This window comes from Acidovorax sp. 100 (assembly GCF_003688355.1).
Lineage (GTDB): Bacteria > Pseudomonadota > Gammaproteobacteria > Burkholderiales > Burkholderiaceae_C > Acidovorax > Acidovorax delafieldii.
Genome location: NZ_REFD01000001.1, coordinates 2,853,250 through 2,873,040 on the forward strand (window position 1 = coordinate 2,853,250; position 19,791 = coordinate 2,873,040).

General features: G+C 65.3%; 18 protein-coding genes and 1 tRNA gene. 12 read left to right on the top strand and 7 right to left on the bottom strand.

What is annotated here, in order from left to right:
- The first annotated feature begins 114 nt into the window (after nucleotides 1-114).
- From kdgD to gudD, 3 genes are all read left to right on the top strand, one after another.
- On the top strand, nucleotides 115-1,026 hold the full coding sequence (gene kdgD, locus C8C96_RS13165) for a 5-dehydro-4-deoxyglucarate dehydratase (RefSeq protein ID WP_121942601.1): 912 nt from the start codon (nucleotides 115-117) through the stop codon (nucleotides 1,024-1,026).
- 85 nt (nucleotides 1,027-1,111) lie between these two features.
- On the top strand, nucleotides 1,112-2,101 hold the full coding sequence (locus C8C96_RS13170) for a tripartite tricarboxylate transporter substrate binding protein (protein WP_199170823.1): 990 nt from the start codon (nucleotides 1,112-1,114) through the stop codon (nucleotides 2,099-2,101).
- A 49-nt stretch (nucleotides 2,102-2,150) separates the two neighbouring features.
- Nucleotides 2,151-3,503 (top strand): glucarate dehydratase, encoded by a 1,353-nt coding sequence (gene gudD / locus C8C96_RS13175; RefSeq protein WP_121942602.1) that lies wholly within the window; start codon nucleotides 2,151-2,153, stop codon nucleotides 3,501-3,503.
- A 61-nt stretch (nucleotides 3,504-3,564) separates the two neighbouring features.
- Here the strand turns inward: gudD and C8C96_RS13180 are convergent, their stop codons facing one another.
- Nucleotides 3,565-5,094 carry a sensor histidine kinase gene (locus C8C96_RS13180; RefSeq protein WP_121942603.1) on the bottom strand — a complete coding sequence of 510 codons (1,530 nt, stop codon included), beginning with the start codon at nucleotides 5,092-5,094 and terminating at the stop codon, nucleotides 3,565-3,567.
- 6 nt (nucleotides 5,095-5,100) lie between these two features.
- A complete protein-coding gene (ompR, locus tag C8C96_RS13185; protein WP_015014739.1) occupies nucleotides 5,101-5,832 on the bottom strand; it encodes a two-component system response regulator OmpR in 732 nt (243 codons plus the stop codon).
- Nucleotides 5,833-6,049: 217 nt separating this feature from the next.
- On the opposite strand from ompR, the gene C8C96_RS13190 reads away from it, so the two are divergent.
- Nucleotides 6,050-6,763 carry an SIMPL domain-containing protein gene (locus tag C8C96_RS13190; RefSeq protein WP_121944006.1) on the top strand — a complete coding sequence of 238 codons (714 nt, stop codon included), beginning with the start codon at nucleotides 6,050-6,052 and terminating at the stop codon, nucleotides 6,761-6,763.
- A 116-nt stretch (nucleotides 6,764-6,879) separates the two neighbouring features.
- Here the strand turns inward: C8C96_RS13190 and C8C96_RS13195 are convergent, their stop codons facing one another.
- Nucleotides 6,880-7,662 carry a 3-hydroxybutyrate dehydrogenase gene (locus C8C96_RS13195; protein WP_121942604.1) on the bottom strand — a complete coding sequence of 261 codons (783 nt, stop codon included), beginning with the start codon at nucleotides 7,660-7,662 and terminating at the stop codon, nucleotides 6,880-6,882.
- Nucleotides 7,663-7,778: 116 nt separating this feature from the next.
- Between C8C96_RS13195 and C8C96_RS13200 the strand changes: the two genes are divergently transcribed.
- The 3 genes from C8C96_RS13200 (at nucleotide 7,779) to C8C96_RS13210 (ending at nucleotide 11,150) form a co-directional block, all read left to right on the top strand.
- On the top strand, nucleotides 7,779-8,747 hold the full coding sequence (locus tag C8C96_RS13200) for an alpha/beta fold hydrolase (RefSeq protein WP_121942605.1): 969 nt from the start codon (nucleotides 7,779-7,781) through the stop codon (nucleotides 8,745-8,747).
- A complete protein-coding gene (locus C8C96_RS13205; protein WP_121942606.1) occupies nucleotides 8,744-10,957 on the top strand; it encodes a bifunctional (p)ppGpp synthetase/guanosine-3',5'-bis(diphosphate) 3'-pyrophosphohydrolase in 2,214 nt (737 codons plus the stop codon). Before C8C96_RS13200 ends, C8C96_RS13205 begins: the two co-directional genes overlap by 4 nt.
- A 116-nt stretch (nucleotides 10,958-11,073) precedes the next feature.
- A tRNA-Val gene (locus C8C96_RS13210) sits at nucleotides 11,074-11,150 on the top strand.
- Between the two features lie 26 nt (nucleotides 11,151-11,176).
- Here C8C96_RS13210 and C8C96_RS24655 read toward each other — a convergent pair.
- Entirely contained in the window at nucleotides 11,177-11,371 is a 195-nt protein-coding gene (locus C8C96_RS24655; RefSeq protein ID WP_158605760.1) for a hypothetical protein, read from the bottom strand.
- 61 nt (nucleotides 11,372-11,432) lie between these two features.
- Between C8C96_RS24655 and phaR the strand changes: the two genes are divergently transcribed.
- Both phaR and rimO read left to right on the top strand, forming a co-directional pair.
- Entirely contained in the window at nucleotides 11,433-11,993 is a 561-nt protein-coding gene (gene phaR, locus C8C96_RS13215; protein WP_056064204.1) for a polyhydroxyalkanoate synthesis repressor PhaR, read from the top strand.
- Between the two features lie 179 nt (nucleotides 11,994-12,172).
- Nucleotides 12,173-13,564, top strand: coding sequence for a 30S ribosomal protein S12 methylthiotransferase RimO (rimO, locus tag C8C96_RS13220; RefSeq protein WP_121942607.1), 1,392 nt, complete (start codon nucleotides 12,173-12,175; stop codon nucleotides 13,562-13,564).
- Between the two features lie 139 nt (nucleotides 13,565-13,703).
- Here the strand turns inward: rimO and efp are convergent, their stop codons facing one another.
- The 3 genes from efp to C8C96_RS13235 all read right to left on the bottom strand — a co-directional run bounded on the left by efp (nucleotide 13,704) and on the right by C8C96_RS13235 (nucleotide 16,434).
- Nucleotides 13,704-14,258: an elongation factor P gene (gene efp / locus C8C96_RS13225; protein ID WP_008906801.1), complete on the bottom strand. Its 555-nt coding sequence runs from the start codon at nucleotides 14,256-14,258 to the stop codon at nucleotides 13,704-13,706.
- A 140-nt stretch (nucleotides 14,259-14,398) separates the two neighbouring features.
- Nucleotides 14,399-15,541: an elongation factor P maturation arginine rhamnosyltransferase EarP gene (earP, locus tag C8C96_RS13230; RefSeq protein WP_121942608.1), complete on the bottom strand. Its 1,143-nt coding sequence runs from the start codon at nucleotides 15,539-15,541 to the stop codon at nucleotides 14,399-14,401.
- Nucleotides 15,538-16,434, bottom strand: coding sequence for a LysR family transcriptional regulator (locus tag C8C96_RS13235; protein ID WP_056064190.1), 897 nt, complete (start codon nucleotides 16,432-16,434; stop codon nucleotides 15,538-15,540). Before C8C96_RS13235 ends, earP begins: the two co-directional genes overlap by 4 nt.
- Nucleotides 16,435-16,575: 141 nt before the next feature.
- On the opposite strand from C8C96_RS13235, the gene C8C96_RS13240 reads away from it, so the two are divergent.
- Genes C8C96_RS13240 through C8C96_RS13250 form a run of 3 tightly spaced genes read left to right on the top strand, consistent with a single transcriptional unit; the run spans nucleotide 16,576 to nucleotide 19,785 of the window.
- Nucleotides 16,576-17,781 carry a CaiB/BaiF CoA-transferase family protein gene (locus tag C8C96_RS13240; RefSeq protein WP_121942609.1) on the top strand — a complete coding sequence of 402 codons (1,206 nt, stop codon included), beginning with the start codon at nucleotides 16,576-16,578 and terminating at the stop codon, nucleotides 17,779-17,781.
- The gene (locus C8C96_RS13245; RefSeq protein WP_121942610.1) at nucleotides 17,778-18,758 is read left to right on the top strand and encodes a hydroxymethylglutaryl-CoA lyase; all 981 of its coding nucleotides are present in this window, start codon (nucleotides 17,778-17,780) and stop codon (nucleotides 18,756-18,758) included. The genes C8C96_RS13240 and C8C96_RS13245 overlap by 4 nt, the downstream gene beginning before the upstream one ends.
- 46 nt (nucleotides 18,759-18,804) lie before the next feature.
- A complete protein-coding gene (locus C8C96_RS13250; protein ID WP_121942611.1) occupies nucleotides 18,805-19,785 on the top strand; it encodes a tripartite tricarboxylate transporter substrate binding protein in 981 nt (326 codons plus the stop codon).
- The last annotated feature ends 6 nt before the right edge of the window (nucleotides 19,786-19,791 follow it).

Sequence of the window (19,791 nt, forward strand, 5' to 3'; positions counted from 1 at the left end):
TGATGATGTTAACGTTAACATTTGCATAAATCGCAGAAATTTCCCCATATAGAGCAAAAACTCTGTGACTTGTACGACCTTTAAAGACCTCTTACCCACCGCCCGCTTTTCACCATGACCCCGCAAGAACTCAAAACCATCATGGGCTCCGGCCTGCTTTCGTTCCCCATCACCGACTTCGACGAGCAGGGCAACTTCCGCCCCAAGACCTACATCGAGCGCCTGGAGTGGCTCGCCCCCTACGGCGCCAGCGCCCTGTTTGCCGCCGGTGGCACGGGTGAGTACTTCTCGCTCTCGGGCTCCGAGTACAGCGAGGTCATCAAGACGGCCGTGGATACCTGCCGGGGCAAGGTGCCGATCATTGCCGGGGCCGGTGGCCCCACCCGCACGGCCATTGCCCATGCCCAGGAGGCCGAGCGCCTGGGCGCCCATGGCATCCTGCTGCTGCCCCACTACCTGACCGAAGCTGGCCAGGAAGGCCTGATCGCCCATGTGGAGCAGGTCTGCAAGAGCGTGAAGTTCGGTGTGATCGTTTACAACCGCGACCGCACCAAGCTCACGGCCGAGTCCCTGGCCATCCTGGCCGAGCGTTGTCCGAACCTGGTGGGGTTCAAGGACGGTGTGGGCAACATCGAGACCATGTCTTCCATCTACATGAAGATGGGGGACCGCTTCTCGTACTTGGGCGGTCTGCCCACGGCGGAGGTGTATGCCGCTGCCTACAAGGCGCTGGGCACGCCGGTGTATTCGTCGGCGGTGTTCAACTTCATCCCCAAGACGGCGATGGCGTTCTACAAGGCGGTGGCCAGCGATGACACGGCCACGCAGCACCGGCTGCTCAAGTCGTTCTTCATGCCGTACCTGGCCATCCGCAACCGGGTGGAGGGCTATGGCGTATCGATCATCAAGGCGGGGGCGCGCATCGTGGGCCATGACGGCGGGCCGGTGCGGGCGCCGCTGACGGACCTCAAGCCCCATGAGATGGAAGAGCTCAAGGCGCTGATTGACAAGCTCGGGCCGCAGTAAGCGCGGCCGACTGATTCCTTCCTTTTCTCATCCACCCCCGAGGCCCCGCAGAGGGCCTGCCATTACTGCTTTCGGAGACACCCTCATGTTCGTTGCCAAGAAACTGTTGCTTGTTGCTGCCGCCTGTGGCCTTGCTTTTGCCGCATCTGCGCAGACCGCCGCGCCCGCTGCTGCCACCTGGCCCGATAAACCCGTGACCATCGTCGTGCCGTTCCCGGCCGGCGGTTCCACCGACATGGTGGCCCGCGCCATAGCCCTGCACATGGGCGACAAGTTGGGCCAGAACTTCGTGGTGGACAACCGCCCGGGTGCCACGGGCACACTGGGCGCGGGCATGGTCAAGCGCGCGCCAGCCGATGGCTACACGCTGCTGGTGTCGTCGCTGGGTGCCTTTGTCGTGGCGCCGCATTTGCTCAAGAGCGTGCCATACGACGCCCTCAAGGACTTTGACTACATCACCGTGCCGGTACAGGCGCCCAACGTGCTGGTCGCAGCCCCCGGGCAGAAGGCGCGCACCGTGAAGGAGGTGATCGCCCAGCTCAAGGCCAACCCGGGCAAGGTGAGTTTTGCCAGCTCGGGCAACGGCTCGTCAGACCACCTTTCTGCCGAAGTGTTCTGGCAGCAGAGTGGCACCGAAGGCCTGCACATTCCCTACAAGGGTGGCGCACCGGCCATCAACGACCTGCTGGGCGGGCAGGTGGAGTTCTCGTTCCAGAACGTGAACGCCGTGTTGCAGCACATCCGTGCGGGCAAGCTGCACGCCATCGCTGTGACGGGCGACAAGCGCAGCCCTGTGCTGCCGGATGTACCCACGCTGGCCGAAGCGGGCGTGACCGGTGCTGAGGTGTACTCCTGGCAGGGCATGGCCGCACCCAAGGGCCTGCCGCCAGCACTCAAGAAGAAGCTCGCTGACGCCGCCATCGCGGCCATCAACGACCCTGCCGTGAAAAAGCGCATGCTGGACCAGGGCCTGGAGATTGTCGGCAGCACGCCCGAAGCCTTCACCGCCTACCAAGCGCGCGAATTCGCCCGTTGGAAGACCGTGATCGAGACCCGAAAAATCACCGCTGATTGAGCCCTGCCACGAGGCGCCGGGCGCGCCTCATCCTCGTTTTCTGACCACCATGACCAACTCTTCCAATCCATCTGCCACCAGCACCCCCGTTATCACCGAGCTGCGCGTGGTGCCTGTAGCGGGCCACGACAGCATGCTCATGAACCTGAGCGGCGCGCACGGTCCGTTCTTCACGCGCAACCTGCTCATCCTGCGTGACAGCGCGGGCAACACAGGCGTGGGCGAAGTACCCGGCGGCGAGAAGATCCGCCAGACCATCGAAGATGCGCGACCGCTCATCGTGGGCCAGCCCGTGGGTCACCACAACGCCGTGCTCAATGCCATGCGCGCCCAGTTTGCCGACCGCGATGCGGGCGGGCGTGGCCTGCAGACCTTTGACCTTCGCATCACCATCCATGCCGTGACGGCGGTGGAGTCGGCCTTTCTCGATCTGCTGGGCCAGCACCTGGGCGTGCCCGTGGCCGCGCTGCTGGGCGACGGCATTCAGCGCACATCGGTGCAAATGCTGGGCTACCTGTTCTATGTGGGCGACCGCACCAAGACCGATTTGGCCTACCGCACCGAGCCCGGCGCTGACAACGACTGGTTCCGCCTGCGCAACGAAAAGGCGATGACGGCTGAGGGCATCGTGCGCCTGGCCGAGGCCGCTTACCAGCGCTATGGCTTTGCTGACTTCAAGCTCAAGGGCGGTGTGCTGCGTGGCGAGGAAGAGGTCGAGGCCATCCGCGCGCTGCACGAGCGCTTCCCCGAAGCGCGCGTGACGCTGGACCCCAATGGCGGCTGGCTGTTGAAAGACGCCATCCGCCTCACGCGCGACCTGCATGGCGTGATGGCCTATGCCGAAGACCCCTGCGGCGCAGAAGGCGTGTTCTCGGGCCGCGAGGTGATGGCCGAGTTCCGCCGCGCCACCGGCCTGCCGACCGCTACCAACATGGTGGCCACCGACTGGCGCGAAATGGCGCACAGCCTGGCGCTGCAGTCGGTGGATATTCCGCTGGCAGACCCGCATTTCTGGACCATGGCCGGATCAGTGCGTGTGGCGCAGATGTGCCAGGCCTTCGGCCTGACCTGGGGCTCGCACTCCAACAACCATTTCGATGTTTCGCTGGCCATGTTCACCCACGTGGGCGCCGCTGCCCCGGGCCGCGTGACCGCGATCGACACGCACTGGATCTGGCAGGACGGCGAGCGCCTGACGAAGCAGCCGTTCCAGATCAGGAATGGTTTCATTGACCTGCCCAAGAAGCCCGGTCTGGGGGTAGAGCTGGACATGGACGAGGTTGAGCGCGCCCACCGCCTGTACCTGCAGCACGGCCTGGGGGCACGCGACGACGCGATTGCGATGCAGTACCTGATCCCCGGCTGGAAGTTCAACAACAAGTCACCTTGCATGGTGCGCTGAGGCGGTTCCAAAACACAAAGCCCTCCAGTGGAGGGCTTTGTGTTGGGGGCAGGGCAGGGGATCAGGCCATCCTGTCTTCCGCCCGTCGCCGGGGCAGCTGGCGCTTGACGGATGGGCGCTGCAGGCGCTGCTTGGGGTCCACGCCTTCGGGCAGGCTGGTGGCGCGCTGCAGTTGCAGGTGGGCCACCAGGCCTCCGGTGCTGGAGTTGGCCAGCGCAAAAATGCCGCCCATGCGCTGCACCGTCTTGTCCACAATCGACAGCCCCAGGCCCGCACCCGCCGCCGCCGTGCGCGCCGAGTCGCCCCGGAAGAACGGCTTGGTGAGGTTGGACAGCTGCTCAGGCGGCACGCCAGCGCCGTGGTCGCGCAACTTGATCAGCACCCAGTTTTCGCGGCTCTTGGCGGCGATGTCCACGTTGGTGATGCCCGTGTCCTCGTTCTTGCCGTAGCGCCGGGCGTTCTCCAGCAGGTTGGAGATCACACGGGCCAATTCCACCTCGTCTGCCAGCACGTTCAGGTCCTCAGGCACCACCATGGTGATCTGCAGCTCGCGGTGGTCCTGCACCGCGTACACACATGACGACACCACCGCATGCAGGTTCACCGGCGTGAGCGTCACGTGGTCGGGCCGTGCGTAGTCCAGAAACTTGTCGATGGTGGCGTCTAGCTGCACGATGTCGGCCACCATGTGCTCGCGGGCCACTTCGTCGGTCACGCTCATCTCGGTTTCCAGCCGCAGGCGCGCCAGCGGCGTGCGCAGGTCGTGCGAAATGCCTGCCAGCATCACGGCGCGGTCCTGTTCCAGCTTGGCCAGCTTTTGGGCCATGCGGTTGAAGCCGATGTTCACCTCGCGGATTTCGCTGGTCACCACTTCTTCGTCGAGGTGGCTGGCGGCAAAGTCACCGTCTTTGACGCGGTTAGCCGCATAGGACAGCTGCTTGAGCGGGCGGTTGATCAGCCGGGCAATGGCCGCGGCACCGGCCAGCGACAGCGCGGCGGCCGTGATCAGCCAGATCAGCCAGGTGCGTCCCCCTGCCGGGCTGAAGCGCGAGCGGTCCATCAGCAGCCAGTTGGGGTCGCCGTTGATGTTGAAGCCGACCCACAGGCCGTTTTCTCCGTTCACGCTTTGCGCCACGATGGTGTCCGGGCCCAGGCGCATGGTCAGCTCGTCGGTCAGGCGGTTGCCCAGGGCCGTCGGGTCGAGCAGCGCGTACTTGTCCTTGGGCTCGCGCGGCAGGATGCGCACACCCTCCTGGTCGGCCATGGTCTTGATGAGCGACACGCGCGCGATGGCGTCGGAGTGCACCAGCGCGGCGCGGCTCAGGTTGACCAGCGATGCAATCTGCTGCGCGGTCTGCAGCGTGCGCGGTTCAAACTCCAGCGCGCGCAGGGTTTGCAGCCACGCCAGGATGCTGCCCACCAGCAGCAGGGCCAGCAGAAAAAACGTGCGCCAGAAAAGGTTCAGACCGACGCGTGCACGCTGTTCCCGCGCCCGCCGAATGGCCTCCAGCGGGGCAGGGCTGGTGGCGTCGGAGGGCGCGGTGACAGACTTGCGGGACGAAGATCTCGGCTTGCCCTCAGTGTTGGCCATGAACTATCAGCTCGTTCCGTCCGGCACAAACACGTAGCCCACGCCCCAGACGGTCTGGATGTAGCGGGGCGCTGCGGCGTCCACTTCCACCAGCTTGCGCAGGCGAGAGACCTGCACGTCCAGGCTGCGGTCGAAGGGCTCGAACTCGCGGCCGCGGGCCAGCAGAGCCAGCTTTTCGCGCGACAGGGGCTGGCGCGGGTGGCGCACCAGGGCCTTGAGCATGGCGAATTCGCCGGTGGTCAAAGGCAGTTCTTCGCCATTGCGCTGCAGTGCGCGCGTGCCCAGATCGAAGGTGAAGGGGCCAAAGGTGACGACTTCGTTGTCGCCCGAGGGGGCGCCCGGGGCTTCCTGGGCGGGGCGGCGGCGCAGCACGGCGTGGATGCGGGCCAGCAGTTCGCGGGGGTTGAAGGGCTTGCCCAGGTAATCGTCGGCACCCACTTCCAGGCCCACGATGCGGTCCACGTCCTCGCCTTTGGCAGTGAGCATGATGATGGGGGTGCGGTCGTTGGCGGCGCGCAGGCGGCGGCAGATCGACAAACCGTCTTCGCCGGGCATCATCAGGTCCAGCACGATGATGTCCACCGTCTCGCGCAGCAGCAGGCGGTTGAGGGCCTTGCCGTCTTCGGCAACCATGACTTCAAAACCCTCTTGGGTGAGGTAGCGGCGCAGCAGGTCGCGGATGCGAGCGTCGTCGTCCACTACCAGAACTTTGTCGGTGCGATTGGGTGTTGTGGCCATGTTGATCTCAAGTCCAATTTGTAACAGAGCCAATTCTGACCAGTTGGAACGCCGAAGTTCGGGTTTGGAGGCCGGGTTTGACCAACTGTTACAAGTTTTGCCCAGCTTCGCACCTCGTGCGACATGGCTTTGTCAAGGGCGTAGCGCACTGCGGTTAAGGTGGGGGCCCGCACCCCTGGCAACCGGGGCGTGCACCAATGACAAGGACCGTGTGATGATGAAAAACACTACCAAATTGATAGCTGCCAGTGCATTGATCGCCTGCGCAAGCGCCGCTTTTGCCCAAAATACACCGGCCCCTGAGCTGCGCAACGTGGTGCAGCTGTCGGCCACGGGCACGGTGGAGGTGCAGCAAGACCTGCTGGTGCTCAACCTTGCCACCAGCAAAGAGGCCGCCGATGCCGCTACCGTGCAAACCCAACTCAAGCAGGCGCTGGATGCTGCACTGACTGAGGCCAAGCGCAATGCGCAGCCCGGTCAGCTGGATGTGCGCACCGGCCCGTTCGGGTTGTACCCGCGCTACGGCAAGGACGGCAAGATCAACGGCTGGCAGGGACGTGCCGAACTGGTGCTGGAGGGGCGTGACTTTGCACGCATCACGGCCACTGCCGGCAAGATCCAGACCTTGGCGATCAGCCAGGTGGCGTTTGGCCTGTCGCGCGAAGCCCGCGCCAAGGTGGAATCCGAGGCCCAGACCCAGGCCATCGAGCAGTTCAAGGCCCGGGCCGCCGAGCTGGCCAAGGGCTTTGGATTTGCCAACTACAGCCTGCGCGAAGTGGCCGTGAACAGCAATGAAATGTCGCCCGGCCCCCGGCCCCGCATGATGGCCGCCGAGGCCAAGGCGGCGTCGTTCTCGGACTCAGCCGTGCCGGTGGAAGCGGGCAAGGCCCAGGTCACGGTGAACGTGTCGGGCTCGGTGCAGATGCGCTGAGGCCTCTGAGCCCCCTGAGTCGCTGGGTGTGCCCTGTTTGAAATAAAAACGGCTGCAAGCGCTAGTGGAATAAGCGCTGGCAGCTATCAAAAGCAGAGCGATTGCTCAGCGCCGGCTTACTGAGCAGCCCAGCCGCCGTCCATGTTCCACGCCACGCCACGCACGTTGTTGGCGGCGGGGGAGCAGAAAAACACGGCCAGCTCGCCCAGCTCTTCGGGCGTGGTGAACTGCATCGAAGGCTCCTTCTCCCCCAGCAGCAGCTTCTTGGCTTCTTCATTGGATATGCCGTGTTCGGCGGCCTTGGCGTCCACCTGCTTTTGCACCAGTGGCGTCAGCACCCAGCCGGGGCAGATGGCGTTGCAGGTCACGCCGGTGGTGGCGTTTTCCAGAGCGGTGACCTTGGTCAGGCCCACGATGCCGTGCTTGGCGGCCACATAGGCGGACTTCTGGGCCGATCCCACCAGGCCGTGCACCGACGCCACATTGATGATGCGGCCCCAGTTGGCGCTCTTCATCGCGGGCAGGGCCAGGCGCGAGGTGTGGAAGGCGCTGGTCAGGTTGATGGCGATGATGGAGTCCCAGCGTTCGACGGGAAAGTTCTCCACATTGGCCACGTGCTGGATGCCTGCGTTGTTGATCAGGATGTCCACGCGGCCAAACTGGCTGGCGCTGTACTTCATCATGTCTTCGATGTCGGCCACACGGCTCATGTCTGCGCCGTGGTAAGCCACCTGGGCGCCCGCAGCCTCGCCGGCCGTCAGCACCTCGGCACGGGGGCCATCCACATCGCCAAAGCCGTTGAGCACGATGTTGGCACCCTGGCGCGCCAGGGCCTTGGCGATGCCAAGACCAATGCCGCTGGTGGAGCCGGTGACGAGGGCAGTTTTGCCTTTCAGCATGGGAGTCTCTCCGAATGAATTACGATGCGACGACAAGAAAAAGTCGGCACTCAGGGGCAAGCGATGGGTGCCAACGACCACAGCATTATCGAGCGCTGCCCCCGGATTTCGCACCCATGATTGAACCTACGCTGAACTACGTACTGTGCCCAGGCCCCGCGGCCTCGCCGGAGACTCCAGACCGCGCACCCGCTCCCGCACAGCAGCACCGCATGGCGTATTGGGAGTGGAACGCCACCGGCAACCCGGCGCACCCGCACGTCATCGTCTGCGTGCACGGCCTGTCGCGCCAGGGGCGCGATTTTGATACCTTGGCCCGCGTGCTGAGCCAGCATGCAAGAGTGATCTGCCCCGACGTGGTGGGCCGGGGGCGTAGCGACTGGCTGGCCGACCCCATGGGCTACCAGATTCCCCAATACGCGGCGGACATGCTGGCATTGCTTGCGCAGTTGCACCAGCAAGCCCCCATCACCACGCTGGACTGGGTGGGCACGAGCATGGGTGGACTCATCGGCATGGGCATCACCGGCCAGCCGGGCCTGCCCTTGCCGGTGCCTGTGCGCCGGCTGGTGCTGAACGATGTGGGGCCTGTCATCCAGTGGCAGGCGCTGCAGCGCATCGGACAGTATCTGGGGCAGCCCGCGCGGTTTGCATCGCTGCAGCAGGCGGCCGATGCAATGTGGGCCATCTCCACCAGCTTTGGCCCCCACACGTCCGCCCAGTGGCTGGAGCTGTCGCGCGCCATGGTGCGCGCGCTGCCGCAGTCCGCCGGAGGCGGCCTCGCGCTGCACTATGACCCGGCGATTGCCGTGCCGTTCAAGACGTTGACGCAGGAGGCTGCGGCGGCGGGCGAGGCGGCACTGTGGCAGCTGTATGACCACATCACGGCCCAGACGTTGCTGTTGCGCGGTGCGCAGTCCGACCTGCTCTCACGCGATACGGCGCAGGCCATGGCGCAGCGCGGGCCCCGGGCCCGCGTGGTGGAGTTCGACGGTGTGGGCCACGCGCCCACGCTGGTGGCGGAAGATCAGGTCGCCGCAGTCGCGGATTTCCTGCTGGCGGCAGAAGGTGCTGTGGCCGGATGAAAACCAACCCTCCTGCACCAGCGTCTCTCACCCCCCAGGCCGACGCTGTCCCCCAGCTCATCGCTGCCACGGCGCACACCCTGCCGGAGCAGGTGAACGCACTGGCCCGCGCGCGCGCTTTTGCCGAACCCTTGATGGCGGGCGAAACGCTCGACTCCGGCGAGAACACGCTGGCCCATGCCGATGCCGTGGCCGCCATCCTCAAGGGTATTGGCGGTTCCGAAGCCATGCAGGCGGCCAGCTATCTGGTGCACGCCTGCATCCATCTGAACAAACCCGAGGAGGTGATCGCCAAGGCCTTTGGCGCGAACTTTGCGGCGCTTGCGGTGGAGACCACCAAGCTGATGCGCGTGCAGCAGCAGGCCCGCGCGGCTGCGCCGCTGGACGACCCGGCCGTGCAGACGGAGAACGTGCGCAAGATGCTGCTGGCGTTCTCGCGCGACCTGCGTGTGGTGATGCTGCGGCTGGCCTCGCGCTTGCAGACGCTCCGTTTTCATGCGGCCAGCAAGCGCCCCGTGTCGCCCAGCCTGGCGCGCGAGTCGCTGCAGGTGTTTGCGCCGCTGGCGAACCGCCTGGGCATCTGGCAGGTGAAGTGGGAGCTGGAGGACCTGTCCTTCCGCTTCCTGGAGCCCGACACCTACAAGGAAGTGGCCCGCCTGCTCGACGAAAAGCGTGGCGAGCGCGAGGTCTACATGGAGCAGCTGCGCGCGCGGCTCGAATCCGACTTGCGCGCGCGCAGCATCAGCGCCACCGTGGCGGGCCGTCCCAAGCACATCTACAGCATCGTCAAGAAGATGCGTGGCAAGTCGCTCAACTTCGACCAGGTGTTCGACATCCGCGCGCTGCGTGTGGTGGTGCCCACGGTGAAGGACTGCTACGCCGCCCTGAGCTGGGTGCACGAGCAGTTCAAGCCCATCGTGGAGGAGTTTGACGACTACATCGCCAAGCCCAAGCCCAACGGCTACCAGTCGCTGCACACCATCGTGCGGGACGACAACGGCAAGCCCATCGAGATCCAGATCCGCACCCAGGCCATGCACGAACACGCCGAGCATGGCGTGGCAGCGCACTGGGCCTACAAGGAGGCCGGGGCCAAAGGTTATGCGGGTGTGTCTGCAACGGGCGAGTACGACGCCAAGATTGCCGTGCTGCGCCAGCTGCTGGCGTGGGAGCGGGACCTGGCGGGCGCGTTGCCCAACCGGGGCTTGTTCGAGGACCGCATCTACGTGTTGACCCCCGATGCCGCCGTGGTGGAGCTGCCCCAGGGCGCCACCCCGGTGGACTTTGCCTACTCCGTCCACACCAGCCTGGGCCACCGCTGCCGGGGCGCCAAGGTCGATGGTGTGATGGTGCCGCTCAATACCCCGTTGCAAAACGGGCAGACGGTCGAAATCTCCACGGTCAAGGAAGGGCGCCCATCGCGCGACTGGCTCAATACCGAGCTGGGCTATCTCACCAGCAACCGCGCCAAGGCCAAGGTGCGTGCCTGGTTCAACGCACAGGCCACGCACGAGACAGTGGCCCGGGGTCGCGAGGCGGTTGAAAAGCTGTTGCAGCGCGAAGGCAAGACCGCCATCAAGCTCGACGATTTGGCAGTGCAACTGGGCTTCAAGTCGGCCGACGCGCTGTTTGAGGTGGTGGGCAAGGACGAGTTTTCGCTCCGCAACATTGAAACGGTGCTGCGCCCGCCCGAGCCCGTGCTGCAGCCCGACGACTATCTGCTGCTCAAGAAAACACGAACCAACGACGCGGCCCCCAAGGGCGGTGTGCTGGTGGTGGGCATCGACTCGCTGATGACGCAGCTGGCCAAGTGCTGCAAGCCCGCGCCGCCGGACACCATCCGTGGCTTTGTCACGCGCGGCAAAGGGGTGAGCGTGCACCGTGCCGACTGCAGCAACTTCCGCGAGATGGCGGCACGCAATGCCGAGCGTGTGATCGAGGTGGAGTGGGGCGTGCCCAAGCCATCGGCATCCACGGCGGTGTACCCGGTGGACGTCGCGGTGGAGGCCGCCGACCGCCAGGGCCTGCTGCGCGACATCTCTGAGGTGTTCGCCCGCGAAAAAACCAATGTGATCGGTGTGCAGACCCAGTCCGTCAAAGGCACGGCGTGGATGACGTTCACAGTAGAAGTGTCCGACTCAGGCCGCCTGAATAAGGTGCTCGGCATCGTGGCTGGGGTGCCGGGCGTTCGTTCTGCCCGCCGTCGTTGAGGCGAGACGCGCGCGGGCCTTGCCTGTGAGCCCGCTTCGCGCGCGTCGTGTGATTTGTAGCCTGCCGTGCTCGAGGGGGCGATTTTTATGGCTATAATCGTGGTCTTGATAACGACAGGCGCGTAGCTCAGCTGGTTAGAGCACCACCTTGACATGGTGGGGGTCGTTGGTTCGAGTCCAATCGCGCCTACCAAGTTTTTCGCTGAAAGAAACCAGCTTTCAGATCCATAAAAACTTGGCAACAACACCACCCTTGGTGTTCACAGAGCAAGCCGCCGCAAGGTGGCTTTTTTGTTTCTGCTTCTTTCTTCCCTCGCCAAGGGCTGTTGCTGGGGCGTTGTGCGTAAAAGGCCGCACGGCATACGGCGCCGCAAGCATCAGTCGCCCACGCGACACATTGGTGCCCGACATCATCAGGGTATTCCTTTGCCGCTGCGGCGCGGCAGTCTCCCTAGAATGTGCTGCACTGCAATACATGGGTTTTGAGCCCGAGGAGTTCGTTGTGTCCGAACCGAAAACCGCTGCGTCCAAATCGGCCCAGCGCGTCATCAAGAAGTACCCCAACCGCCGTCTGTACGACACAGACACCTCCACCTACATCACGCTGGCCGAGGTGCGCCAGTTGGTGATGGACCACCAGAACGTCGTGGTGCGCGACGCCAAGACGGGCGAAGACCTCACACGTAGCATCCTGCTGCAGATCATTTTGGAAGAGGAGGCGGGCGGCGCCCCGATGTTCACCGAGGCGGTGCTAGCCAATATCATCCGGTTCTACGGCCATGCCATGCAGGGATTCATGGGTGCGTACCTGGAGAAGAACGTCCAGGCCTTCACCGACGTGCAGACCAAGCTGGCCGAGCAGTCCCAAAGCGTGACGCCCGAGATGTGGGCGCAGTTCATGAGCCTGCAGTCGCCCATGCTCAAGGGCATGATGGGCAACTATGTCGAGCAGTCGCAGACCATGCTGGCCCAGATGCAGGAGCAGATGCAAAAGCAGACGGAGCAGATGCTGGGCGCATTTGGACTGAAAAGATAACCCCCGAGGCGCCTGCGGCGCCTTGCCCCTGGGCGGCGCCGCTAGAGCGGTGGTGCTGCCTTTGAATGGCGGCTGCGGGCTAGTGCAGCACCGGTTGCGCAGGTTGCGGCAGGTGGCAAACCTTGCGATGAATCGGCAATCCTGACCGCTCAACGCCGGAACTGGGACAATACGGGGATATGAGCGAAGCAATTGCCCCCACCAAAACACCCAAAGTCGGATTCGTCAGCCTGGGATGCCCCAAGGCGCTGACCGATTCCGAGCTGATCCTCACGCAGCTGAGCGCCGAGGGTTACGAAACCTCCAAGACCTTCCAGGGTGCAGACCTGGTCATCGTCAACACCTGCGGCTTCATTGACGATGCCGTGAAAGAAAGCCTGGACACCATTGGCGAAGCCCTGGCCGAGAACGGCAAGGTCATCGTCACCGGCTGCCTGGGCGCCCGCACGGGTGACGATGGCGGCAACATGGTGCGCCAGATGCACCCCAGCGTGCTGGCCGTGACCGGGCCCCATGCCACGCAAGAGGTGATGGATGCGGTCCACCTGAACCTGCCCAAGCCCCACGACCCGTTCGTAGACCTGGTGCCCGGCAGCTTCGGCATCGCGGGCATCAAGCTCACGCCCAAGCATTACGCTTACCTCAAGATCAGCGAAGGCTGCAACCACCGTTGTACCTTCTGCATCATCCCGTCCATGCGCGGCGATCTGGTGTCGCGCCCCATTGGCGACGTGCTGAGCGAGGCCAAGGCCTTGTTTGAAGGCGGTGTGAAAGAGTTGCTGGTGATCAGCCAGGACACCTCGGCCTATGGCGTGGACGTGAAGTACCGCACGGGCTTCTGGGACGGCAAGCCCGTCAAGACCCGCATGCTGGAGCTGGTGCAGACGCTGGGCGAGATTGCAGAACCCTATGGTGCCTGGGTGCGCCTGCACTATGTGTACCCGTACCCCAGCGTGGACGAGGTGATCCCACTCATGGCCACAGGCAAGGTGCTGCCGTACCTGGACGTGCCTTTCCAGCACAGCCACCCTGACGTATTGAAGCGCATGAAGCGCCCCGCCAGTGGCGAGCGCAACCTGGAGCGCATCCTGCGCTGGCGCGAAGCCTGCCCCGAGCTGGTCATCCGCAGCACCTTCATTGCGGGCTTTCCGGGCGAGACGGAAGAAGAGTTCCAGCACCTGCTCGACTTCGTGCGCGAGGCGCAGATTGACCGTGCGGGCTGCTTCGCCTACAGCGATGTGAATGGTGCTGCGGCCAACGAGCTGCCCGGCATGCTGCCGATGGAGGTGCGCGAAGAGCGCCGTGCCCGCTTCATGGCGGTGGCGGAAGAGGTCTCGATCGCCAGGCTGCAGCGCCGGGTGGGGGCCACCATGCAGGTGCTGGTGGACCATGCCCCTGCCCTGGGCCGCAAGGGGGGGGGGGGCCGCACTTATGCGGATGCGCCCGAGATCGACGGCACCGTGCAGCTGCTGCCGCCCGAGAAAATCAGCAAGCAGCTCAAGGTGGGGGAGTTCACCAAGGCACGTATCGTGGGCGTGCAGGGGCACGACCTGGTGGCGCAACCTATCTGATTGCTATTTAATTCATAGCGTTAGACCCATGCAGCACTAGCGCATTGGCTCTGAATCATAAAAAAAGGCTTCCCGGGGGAAGCCTTTTTCTTTGGGGGATCTCCTGGGAGGGAGAGAGGGCAGCGAGCCCTTGCCGCCCTTAGACGCGCTTGCGGTATTCGCCAGTGCGGGTGTCGATTTCGATCTTGTCGCCTTGGCTGACGAACAGGGGCACGGGCACTTCGAAGCCGGTGGCGATCTTGGCTGGCTTCATGACCTTGCCGGAGGTGTCCCCCTTGACGGCGGGTTCCGTCCAGGTGATTTCGCGCTCGACGCTGGTGGGCAGTTCGACCGAGATGGCCTTGCCGTCATAGAACACCACTTCCACGGTCATGCCGTCTTCCAGGTAGTTCAGCGAGTCGCCCATGTTTTCGGCTTCCACTTCGTACTGGTTGTACTCGGTGTCCATGCACACGTACATGGGGTCGGCAAAGTAGGAGTAGGTGCACTCCTTCTTGTCCAGGATCACGTTGTCGATCTTGTCGTCGGCCTTGAACACGACTTCGGTGCCGAAGTTGCCGATCAGGCTCTTGAGCTTCATGCGCACGGTGGCTGCACCGCGGCCGCCGCGGGCGTATTCGGTCTTCAGGACCACCATGGGGTCCTTGCCGTGCATGATGACGTTGCCGGCGCGGATTTCTTGAGCGATTTTCATAGCAAGTTGCTTGGGTTGGGGCCGCTCAACGCGCGGGCTGGCAAACCATCTGGTTTGCGCGCCGGTGCATGTTCTGCGGCGAAAGTGCGCGGGGAGCAGGCACTGACATGCCGCACCTGATTTGCGCAAAACCTCGGATTTTACCGTTTTTCGGCGACAAAGCCCAAAAGTTGTGCGACGAGGTTGTCCTGCGTCAGCAGGCGCGCACGGGCAGCCAGGGTGCAGGCGGTCCACTCTGCCAGCGTGTTGTCGTCCGGCCATTGCAGCGGCGCGGCGTCCAGCCCGTTCCAGGTGGCGTGGAACTGCCGCAGCGACGCAGGCGCCTGCAGCCAGTCCAGAAAGGCCCAGAGCTTGTCGTGGTGGGCGTTGTCGTGCTGCGGGTAGATCTGCCAGACAAAGGCCTGACCCGCCCACAGCGCACGCACCAGCGAATCCTCGCCCCGCACCGCATTGAAGTCGCAGGCCCACAGCATCTCATCAAACGCTGGCTGGGGGCGGTGGGGAAGGTAGGACAAGGACAGCAGCCCCCGCTGGTCATGCGCTTGCGGACCTCCTTCGTTTCCGGAGGGCTCGGCCAGTGTCGCCCGCACAGCAGCGGCCGGGCGGCCAGGCGTGACCAGCAGCTCGGTGGGTTGCAGCGCACACTGTTGCAGCAGGTGGGCCAGCGCCGGGGGCTCGTAGCAGAACAGCGACACCCAGCGGCTGCCCGGTATTTCTTCGCCCCTGCCAAACAGTGCCCGGTGCTCCGTGCGCCAGGCGCTGCGGTCAAAGGCCTCGCGCCGCGCCATCAGATGGGGCTCGCGCAGGAGGCCGCCGGTGCCGGTGGTGAAGCCGGGGTAGAAAAACCAGCGCGTCCACCCCGATGCCGGGCCGGACAGGATGGGGGACGGCAGGCGGTGGGTGCGTGCGACGTAGGCCTCTGCAGACAGGTATTCCAGGTTGATCCAGACAGGTTTGGAGCGATTTTGGCCAGAAGCGCTAGTGGAATATGCGCTATACGCTATGAATTCAGGAGCAATATCGCAGCCGAAGGCCTCCACCATCACATCGGGTGGCGGCTCGTTGGGGCCCGGCGGCGGCGCGCCCCAGGGCCGCACCTCCACCCCGGGGCAGCCCCCAGGGGCCATCCATTGCAGCGCCGAGGCGTCGTCCACCCACAGGCGCACGCGGTGGCCCAGCGCGGCCAGCTGCGCCACCAGACGCCAGCACACGCCAATGTCGCCAAAGTTGTCGATCACGCGGCAGAACACATCCCACTGCAGGGGCTGGCGGTCGGGGGTCATGGTGTGGCGGGCTGGGTGCGCAAGTGGTCCACCAGCAGCCGGGCCACGGTGGAGAGGGATTCTTCCGACCGCACGCACAGCGACAGGCGGCGGTGGGCCCAGGGCTCGTTCAGGGTGACGGTGCGGATCTGCAGCGCGCCCTGGTACAGCCGCGCACTGCCGCGCGGCATCACGCCCACACCCAGGCCGGCGTTGACCATGAGGCACAGCGCGTCGTAGCTGGTGACCTGCATGCGCAGTCGAAGCGGCAGGCCAGCCTCGGCGGATGCGCGGGTGAGCTGGTTGTTGATGGCGCTGTTGGGGTGCGCGCCCACAAAGTCATAGGGCAGGGCGTCTGCCAGCCGCACGGACTTGCGCCGCGCCAGCGCATGACCGGTGGGTACCACCAGCACCAGCTCGTCGGTGCGGTAGGGCAGCAGCGTCACCCGTTCGCCGTAGTGGCCTTCGTTCAGGATGCCCACGTCGGCCGCGTTCTCGGCCACGGAATGCGCAATCGCGCTGCTGATCTGCTCCTGCAGCCGCACATCCACCTGCGGGTGTTGTGCCAGAAAGCTCTGCAGTTCCCCCGGCAAAAACTGCGTGATGGCCGAGATGTTGGCCACCACGCGCACGTGGCCGCGCACTCCGGTGCCATATTCGCGCATCTGGGTGGCGATGCCGTCCAGGTCATTCAGTACGCCGCGCGCCAGGTTCAGCAGCGCAAATGCGGCGGCCGTGGGCTCGGTGCCCTTGTTGCTGCGGGTGAACAGGGCCACATGCAACGCGTCTTCCAGGTCGGCCAGGCGGCGGCTCACGGCCGAGGCGGCCAGGTGCTCGCGCGCGGCGGCGGCAGCGATGGTGCTTTCTTCCATCACGGCCACAAACAGGCGCAGGGAGACGGGGTCAAGTTTCATGGGGGCCTGATGGTAACAAGCTGCCATGCCGGTTTGCGATGGCATCTTGTTGCTTGAGCGATTTACGGCCCCGCACACCCTGCGCATCATTCGCCCCGAGCCGCCCCGGCGTGGGGCTGGCCGCAGGAGATAACCCCACCCATGGATTCCATTGCTTCCCCCGCCGCGTTGCAAGGCGTGCGCGTCATCGAAATGGGCCAGCTCATTGCCGGGCCTTTCTGCGGCAAGACGCTGGGCGAGTTTGGCGCCGATGTGATCAAGATCGAGGCGCCCGAGACCGGCGACCCGCTGCGCAACTGGCGCCTGATCAAGGAAGGCACTTCTGTCTGGTGGCAGGTGCAGTCGCGCAACAAGCGCTCGGTGGCGCTGGACCTGCGGCAAAAGGAGGGGCAGGACATCGCTCGTCAGCTGATTGCAGAAGCCGATGTGCTGGTCGAGAACTTCCGCCCCGGCACGCTGGAAGGCTGGGGCATGTCGCCCGAGGAGCTGCACCAACTCAACCCCGGCCTCGTGATGCTGCGCATCTCTGGCTACGGCCAGACGGGGCCGTACCGCGACCTGCCAGGCTTTGGCGCCATCGGCGAAGCCATGGGCGGCCTACGCCACCTGACGGGCGAGCCCGGCCGCGTGCCGGTGCGTGTGGGCGTGTCCATCGGCGACACGCTGGCGGCACTGCACGGCACCATCGGCGTGCTCACGGCGCTGTACCACCGCAAGGTCAACGGCGGCCAGGGCCAGGTGATTGACGTGGCGCTGCACGAGGCGGTGTTCAACGTGATGGAAAGCCTGATCCCCGAATACAGCGCCTTCGGCGCCGTCCGCGAGGCCGCAGGCAGCGCGCTGCCGGGCATTGCACCGAGCAACGCCTACCCCTGCACGGACGGCTGGGTGCTGGTGGCGGGCAATGGCGACAGCATCTTCAAGCGGTTGATGGACGCCATCGGCCGGCCGGACCTGGGCGCCGCGCCGGACCTCGCCAACAACACCGGCCGCGTGGCGCGTGTGGAAGAGATCGACGCCGCCATTGGCGCCTGGAGCGCGCAGCGCACTGTGCAGCACGTGCTGGATGCATTGGGCGCCGCCCGCGTGCCGGCGGGCAAGGTCTACACCGCCAAAGACATTGCCGAAGACCCGCACTACCGCGCCCGCGACATGCTGCTAACCCAGCAGACACGCGACGGCTACAGCGTAGAAGTGCCGGGCATCGTGCCCAAGCTCTCTGCCACGCCGGGCAGCATCCGCAGCAGCGCGCCGCACCTGGGCGACGACACCGATGCGGTGCTGGCCGAGGTGGGTTTGACGGCCGAACAGATCGCGCTGCTGCGCAGCAAGGGGGTGATTCAATGACTGCATCCAACACGGTATGGCAGGGCGCAGGCCGCCGCATCCACATGCAGGAAGTCGGCCTGCGCGACGGCCTGCAGATGGAAAAGGCCTTTGTGCCCACAGCCGACAAGATCGCGCTGTGCAATGCGCTGTCGGCGGCAGGCCTGGCCAAGATCGAGGTGACCTCGTTCACCTCGCCGACGGCCATTCCTGCGCTCAAAGACGCCGAGGTCGTGATGCGCGAGATCACCCGCCGCCCCGGCGCGGTCTACACCGCGCTGGTACCCAACCTGCGCGGCGCCGAGCGCGCCATCGAGTCGCGCACGGACGAGCTGAACCTGGTGATGTCGGTCAGCGCTACCCACAATCTGGCCAACCTGCGCATGACGCAGGAACAGTCGTTCGCGGCGCTGGCGCAGGTGGTGGCCCTGGCGCAGGGCGCCAACGTGGCGGTGAATGTGTCGCTGTCCTGCGTGTTCGGCTGCCCCATGGAAGGCGATGTGGCACAGGCCGATGTGTTCGGCTGGGTGCAGCGTTTTGTGGACCTGGGTGTGCGCGGCGTCACGCTGTGCGACACCACGGGCATGGCCTACCCCACGCAGGTGCACCAGCTCACGGCGGCAGCCCGCGCGCGCTGGCCGGGGGTGGAGTTCACCCTGCATTTCCATAACACGCGCGGCATGGGGCTGGCCAATGTGCTGGCGGCCATTGACGCAGGCGCAGACCGGTTCGACGCCTCGCTGGGCGGCCTGGGCGGCTGCCCCTATGCGCCGGGCGCTAGCGGCAATGTGTGCAGCGAGGAGATCGTGCATGCGCTGGCGCTGATGGGCTATGACACCGGGGTGGATCTGGCACAACTGGTGGCCGCTGCGCAGCAACTGCCTGCGTTGATCGGCCACGACATTCCCAGCCAGATCGCCAAGGCGGGCCCGCGCCTGGCGCTGCACCCGGTGCCTGCCGATTTCGAGGCCATTCGCGACAGAGCGCTGGCCCGCTGAATGCGGGCGAGCCTGCATTCATACATAACACCAGGAGACAAAAGCCATGACTTTCCCCGCCCCACTGTCCCGCCGCATCTTCACCGCCGCCGTGTTGTGCTCCGCTGCCTTCGCAGCGGGGGCGCAGGACAAATACCCCTCCAAGCCCATCACCGTGGTCGTGCCCCAGGCTGCGGGTGGTGCCAACGACGCCATTGCGCGCGTGGTGGCGCAAAAACTCAGCGAGCAGCTGGGCCAGAGCGTGATCGTGGACAACCGCCCTGGTGCGGGCGGCACCCTGGCCACCGGCGCCACGGCCCGCGCGCGCAATGATGGCTACACCCTGCTGCTGACGGCCGACAGCGCCCATGTGATTGGCCCTGCGCTGTACAAGAACCCGGGGTTCGATCCGGTCAAGGACTTCGCGCCCGTGGCGCCTGTGGCCACGGCGGGCTATGTGCTGGTGGCGCATCCATCCTTCCCGGCCAACACCGTGGCCGAAATGGTGGCTTTGGCCAAGGCCAGCCCCGGCAAGTATTCGATTGCCTCGGCGGGCAACGGCACGCTGAACCACCTGATTGGCGAGATGCTGCAAAAGGCGGCGGGCATCCAGCTGCAGCACATTCCGTACAAGGGTTCGGCGGCAGCCGCCACGGACGTGGTGGGCGGGCAAGTGCCGCTGTCGGTGCAAAGCCTGCCGTCAGCCATTGCGTTCATCAAGGCAGGCAAGCTCAAGGTGCTGGGGGTGGTCAATGAAAAGCGCGTGGCCGCGCTGCCCGATGCGCCCACCATTGGCGAGACGATCAAGGGCTTTGGCCAGGCGCCGTGGTATGCGCTGTTTGCCCCGGCTGGCACGCCCGCGCCCATCGTGGCGCAGCTGCAGGCCGAGGTGGCGCGCGCGCTGGAGCACAAGGACGTGGTGGACAAGCTGGCCACCGTGGGCTGCGAGCCCTTCAAGGGCACGGCGGCGCAGCTGGCGGCGCTGGTGCAGTCCGACCTGCCCAAGTGGAGCCGCGTGGTCAAGGACACGGGCGCCACGGTCGATTGACCGGGT